Origin of the sequence: Sulfuricurvum sp., assembly GCF_049305995.1 — a bacterium.
Taxonomy (GTDB): domain Bacteria; phylum Campylobacterota; class Campylobacteria; order Campylobacterales; family Sulfurimonadaceae; genus Sulfuricurvum.
The window spans coordinates 1-4,888 of the sequence record NZ_JBAQPS010000298.1; the positions used below are offsets into that span (position 1 = coordinate 1).

8 protein-coding genes are annotated in these 4,888 nt (G+C 35.8%); 2 read left to right on the forward strand and 6 right to left on the reverse strand.

The genetic code is table 11. From position 1 onward, the window contains the following. Window positions 1–199 precede the first annotated feature (199 nt). Entirely contained in the window at window positions 200–679 is a 480-nt protein-coding gene (locus WA010_RS10275; protein ID WP_422557021.1) for a hypothetical protein, read from the forward strand. Further along, the gene (locus tag WA010_RS10280) at window positions 679–1,104 is read left to right on the forward strand and encodes a hypothetical protein (protein ID WP_422557022.1); all 426 of its coding nucleotides are present in this window, start codon (window positions 679–681) and stop codon (window positions 1,102–1,104) included. Before WA010_RS10275 ends, WA010_RS10280 begins: the two co-directional genes overlap by 1 nt. A 17-nt stretch (window positions 1,105–1,121) precedes the next feature. Here WA010_RS10280 and WA010_RS10285 read toward each other — a convergent pair whose 3' ends face one another. The 6 genes from WA010_RS10285 to WA010_RS10310 form a co-directional block, all read right to left on the reverse strand. Next, complete coding sequence (locus tag WA010_RS10285; protein ID WP_422557023.1) at window positions 1,122–1,373, reverse strand: DUF2442 domain-containing protein; 252 nt, start codon at window positions 1,371–1,373, stop codon at window positions 1,122–1,124. After that, on the reverse strand, window positions 1,354–1,587 hold the full coding sequence (locus WA010_RS10290; RefSeq protein WP_422557024.1) for a DUF4160 domain-containing protein: 234 nt from the start codon (window positions 1,585–1,587) through the stop codon (window positions 1,354–1,356). The genes WA010_RS10285 and WA010_RS10290 overlap by 20 nt, the downstream gene beginning before the upstream one ends. A gap of 203 nt (window positions 1,588–1,790) precedes the next feature. Beyond that, window positions 1,791–3,317: a tetratricopeptide repeat protein gene (locus tag WA010_RS10295; RefSeq protein ID WP_422557025.1), complete on the reverse strand. Its 1,527-nt coding sequence runs from the start codon at window positions 3,315–3,317 to the stop codon at window positions 1,791–1,793. A 39-nt stretch (window positions 3,318–3,356) separates the two neighbouring features. Then, window positions 3,357–4,142, reverse strand: coding sequence for a tetratricopeptide repeat protein (locus WA010_RS10300; RefSeq protein WP_422557026.1), 786 nt, complete (start codon window positions 4,140–4,142; stop codon window positions 3,357–3,359). Between the two features lie 11 nt (window positions 4,143–4,153). Continuing rightward, the gene (locus WA010_RS10305; RefSeq protein ID WP_422557027.1) at window positions 4,154–4,594 is read right to left on the reverse strand and encodes a hypothetical protein; all 441 of its coding nucleotides are present in this window, start codon (window positions 4,592–4,594) and stop codon (window positions 4,154–4,156) included. Window positions 4,595–4,612: 18 nt separating this feature from the next. Then, on the reverse strand, window positions 4,613–4,888 hold a 276-nt coding region (locus WA010_RS10310; protein ID WP_422557028.1), incomplete at its 5' end, for a hypothetical protein.

Below are 4,888 nucleotides of genomic sequence, written 5' to 3' on the forward strand. Positions count from 1 at the left end.
GGTCACAGCCCCTGAAAGGGCAAACAATCCCGCACTTCGTAGCGCTGAGCCTGCTAATCCCTCAACAGTATAGGAAACGCCTACCAATGCTACTGAAACAAAATTTGTGATCCATCCTTTATCAAACATACAATCTCCTTGAGTTAATACCTGTATTATACAAAAAAGGTTAAAGTTACACCCAAAAAAGGAGAGGTAAATGATTCTACATACTATGAATACACTATTGAAATCAGGTGAATCATCGGCTATACTTGGTGCCGTCTCCACAGCACTCGATCGAAGCGATGAAGCCCCCTTTTGGCGTCAAAAAAGCCTCCCTTTTTGCGAAGCGGTTTTAAGTGCATTGATCCCTTTACGTGAACAACATCTCCTCTTTGATCCGGAGGGAAATCCCCGCTCGGAACTTACTCACGAGCTTTTTTTACGCTGGTGTGACCTGCTTAGTCTTAGAACTCTCGCATTTACCCTCGCGAAAAGTAACACTGCGGGAAAACTTCTTCGGACTAAGATCGATACCGAAAGCTATCAGCCAATCGATTTAGAGATACTGGGAAAATATCTCAGTAGTTACAACGTCAATCTCGATAATGAAATGGTCGATTTTCCGGTGACGAACTATAACCTCCACATCGGTATGTCCACACTCCTCACTAAAATACTCGAAGGAAAAAATTAATGCAAGAGATGAAACCGCTCAACATTCAAAGCTACCTGTCGTATAATGAAATCGAAAAACTCCTTGATGGAGTAGAATACATTATGATGGCAGCACCATCGCTGGTCAAAGACGCCCATCCGATCCATTTTAGTATTATTCTCAACACCTCTGAACCTATCCCCGAAGATATAAAACCTCTCATTTTGGAAAAATTTTCTAAAGAACATAACATCACTGCAACCAGCCATCTGCTCAGCAATCTGGAGCGGATCGCCTTTGCCATGACCTCTCAAGAGACACCGATGCCGCGTCATCTAATCGATGACGCCGAAGCAAGCACTATCCCGTGGAAACTGCTCCATATTATCGATTTTCTAGGCGATTCGGATGGGTTCAAAGAGGCGAAAGACGGGCTTAGCGGTTGGAGTTATAGTTACAATTAAGCGGGGATAGATATTTACTACGCACAATGCGACAAAACAAGCTCGTGTTTGAGTTTGTAGTCAATAATCCCTTCCAATGATATATCCTCATCAATATCCTCGAAATGAATGCCTCTTCCCCCACCGATAATATGATAATTTAAAAGTTGTGATACACTGCTTTGTTCAATGCGTTTGGTGTAAGAATACGGCAGACTTAACACATCACCGCTATCGAGATGAACTAAAATTTTTGTATTGAATTCAATCTTATTGATTAAAGTATTCATTCCACGCCTCCAAAAAAACTTGTTTGTGTTTTTCAACAATCTGTATAACTTCTCGTATCTCTTTTGATGTCATTTGATAATTGTCAGTGACTTTTAACGTCTCAAGCTCTATTCTCATATACTTATCCGATTTCTCGATATGTATATGTTTCGGTAAATGCTCATCACTAAAAAAGAAAAATCGGTAACCATCCACTCTCAGTAATGTCGGCATGGCTCACCCCGCTATTTCATTGCTCATATTATAACGCATTTTGATTTTCGTGCATCTAACCATGCAGAGAGGTAATTGAAGAAGCGTATGAGGTTTTATAGTTTTTCGTCATTCCCGACTTCACGTGCCCTTTAAGGTAGATCCGGAATCGAGCTTATTCCTATAATCTAATGATTTGCATATATGATCTAAACCAAGATCTATTACTTAATCAAATCTTTTGCTTGATTTGCCATTCTATCACATGCTTCTTGATTCCCAAGATAACATTCATCTTGAAGACTAAGTATATTTGCTCTTTGATGTAAGCTTAATGATTTGGAGGAATCTTGTTTTACGCCTATTCCTTCACTATACATTATTCCAAGTTTCTCACAACTTTGTGCATTTCCACCATTACATGCTTTAGTAAATAGTTCTGCTCCTTTTGAATAATTTATTTCTGTACTTATCCCTCCATATGTTATCCCTTCAGCATACACTTTTCCTAAAAATTCACATATTGCAGTATCTCCAGCATAACATGCTTTACTAAAATATATAACAGCTTTTTCATAATCAGGCTTGATCTTTCTCCATGTGCTACCTTTGAAACCCGATTCCATATCGCCGCAATATATACTTCCTAGTGCATTACACCCATCGCTAAGATTTCTATCACATGCATTTGCATAAAACTTTATTGCATTTGGAATATCAGCTCCATTGGGATAACTACTGCCATATTCTTCACCAAGCTTATAACATCCTTCTGCATTTCCAAAACTACAGGCTTTTGAATAAGCTTGACGTGCTTTTAACGGATCGTAATCAATATTTCCTGCACTATTTCCCTCACCATGTCCAAAACGATTATGTTCAAACCCAAGAGCTAAACAACTCTCAGCATATCCACCATCACATGATTTATTTAATAACTTCATTCCTTGGATATTATTTGTCCCGCTATAAGCATGTATAGAAGCACAAGCTATGAGATTACCTTCGTTACATGCTTTAATATAAAGCTTAACTAATTTTTTGTCAATTTCATCTGCCTTGTCAAAAGACTTTTTATCATATTCATTTCTTTGCGCTTCATCACGTATCAATTCAGAAAGTCTGCTACACCCTACAGTATTTCCAGTAGCACAAGTTTTTTTTGCTAACTCAATTGCTTTTGAATATAATCTCTTTGCTTGAGTATTATCTTTTTTTACTACATTCCCATTCTCATATATATGTCCCATCTTATTGCATGCATCGAAATTCTTAGCCTCACAAGCTTTTGAAAAGATTTTAAAGGCTTTTAAATTATCCTGTTCTACACCTAGTCCTTTTTCATACATTACACCAAGGTTATAACACCCCTCAGGACTACCACTCTCACAAGCTTTTGCAAATAGCTCTGAAGATTTAAAATTATCAATAGTTACCTTTCGACCATCGGTATACATTTGTCCAAGATTATTACACGCCTTAGAATTTCCACCATCACATGCTTGAGTATAAAATTGTACAGATTTAGAGTCATCCCACTTTACACCTTTTCCCTCATTATACATATCACCAAGAACACTACACGCCTCAGCATTTCCTATATCACATGCTTGAGTATAGAGTTTAAGAGCTTTTGTATAATCTTTTTTGTCATAAACTTGACGTGCCTCAGCTAAATTGTCTTGACTACAACCAATAACTGAGAATCCTATAAATAAAAATACTGATAAAAGAAAATGTACTTTAATCATCACAATGCTCCTTTTTACATTCAGTTTTTAAACTTTTTTTCATCTCTCAGAAAGTTTTGGGAGTAATTCAAATCGCTTATTGATTATATGGGTATAGTTTGTACATCCTTCTTGTTGTCCAAGTTGACAAGATTTATAATAATATTTTTTTGCAACACTGTAATTTTTAGATATTCCATTTTTCCCGTATACATGTAAACCTGCAAGTGCATAGCATCCTTGGTCGAAATTCAAATCACATGCTTTTTCATAGTACTCTATAGTTTTTTTAATATTCTTTTTAACTCCAGTGCCATTTGAATTATATGCCCCGCCTATCAAAAAACATCCCAGTCCACTATCGGTGCCATAATTTAATTTACATGCTTTATCTTGATATATATTCCCTCGTTCAACATCTTGTTTAACACCTTTTCCTGTATAGTACATCAATCCGAGAGATACACAACCACTTGCATTGTTTAATTTACACGCTTGTTCATATTGCTCTCTAGCCTTGTCTAAATTTTGAGAAATACCTTCTCCATTTTCATACATATTACCAAGTCTTGTACATCCAAACGCATTCCCTAAATTGCAACTCTTTTGGATAAGTTCAGTCGCCTTCAATACATCTTTTTTCACACCTTGACCATTCATGTATAATTCACTAAGAAATCCGCATCCACGGCCATCATTATTATTACACCCTTGCTCCGTCAATTCAAATGCTTTTATATAATTACCTGAATCATAAGCATTTAATGCATCATCAAAATAATCAGCATAAATATTTGTGCTAATCACTGATAAAATCATAAGTGCATATAAAAATTTAGTGAGCATATTTTGTTACCTCAATTTTTGATTTCATTTTCTAGAGGCAATCCATCATCCATCCAACCAGGTAATGGCTCCGATAAATCATTTGATTTTTTATCCATATCTTTTAAACGTGCTTGCACTGCTTCTTCTATCATTTGCTTTTGAATGAACTCTTTTTGCTTGTTATCTTCAATAGCTTTTTTGATCATTTCCTCATGCATTTCTTTTTGTTTTTTTTCTTCTACCTCTAAATTTTCATTATATGAAGTCACTGAAAAAACGCCTGCTACAATTGAACCTATAGTTGCCAAAAGAAGTCCAAATCCAAAAGAATCTGTAGCCATCGACATCATAAGAATCACTATATAAGCGACAAACATGATGAGTGCGGTCGTAACACTGGAGTAAATTATTCCAACTGGTCCAAAAATTAATGTCAGTATAAAACTAACGCCTTGTGATTTTTTTTGCATTTATATCTTCCCTCTTTTTTAATATCTAGTTACAAGTACAGTCATATCTGCTATATTACATAATTCTCTTATTTTTGATTCATCAAGAAAAGTGTAATCTATTTTAATCTCTTTTATAGATGAGTTTACCCAACTCATTATTTTTAGTACAAATAAGAATGCATCTTCTGCTGATTCAAATACTGGGGATTTTCCACCATACCATTCACTCCCATCTTGTAAACAAATCTCATAATGACTATCTTCTTGGTCAATCGAATATTGGCGAACGTCATCATTCTCTGTAATTATTAT

Excerpts from the sequence above, each read along its gene's own strand:
- WA010_RS10280 (WP_422557022.1), top strand. The coding sequence starts at position 679 with ATGCAAGAGATGAAACCGCTCAACATTCAAAGCTACCTGTCGTATAAT.
- WA010_RS10275 (WP_422557021.1), top strand. The coding sequence starts at position 200 with ATGATTCTACATACTATGAATACACTATTGAAATCAGGTGAATCATCG.
- WA010_RS10305 (WP_422557027.1), bottom strand. The coding sequence starts at position 4,594 with ATGCAAAAAAAATCACAAGGCGTTAGTTTTATACTGACATTAATTTTT.
- WA010_RS10285 (WP_422557023.1), bottom strand. The coding sequence starts at position 1,373 with ATGAATACTTTAATCAATAAGATTGAATTCAATACAAAAATTTTAGTT.
- WA010_RS10290 (WP_422557024.1), bottom strand. The coding sequence starts at position 1,587 with ATGCCGACATTACTGAGAGTGGATGGTTACCGATTTTTCTTTTTTAGT.
- WA010_RS10300 (WP_422557026.1), bottom strand. The coding sequence starts at position 4,142 with ATGCTCACTAAATTTTTATATGCACTTATGATTTTATCAGTGATTAGC.
- WA010_RS10295 (WP_422557025.1), bottom strand. The coding sequence starts at position 3,317 with ATGATTAAAGTACATTTTCTTTTATCAGTATTTTTATTTATAGGATTC.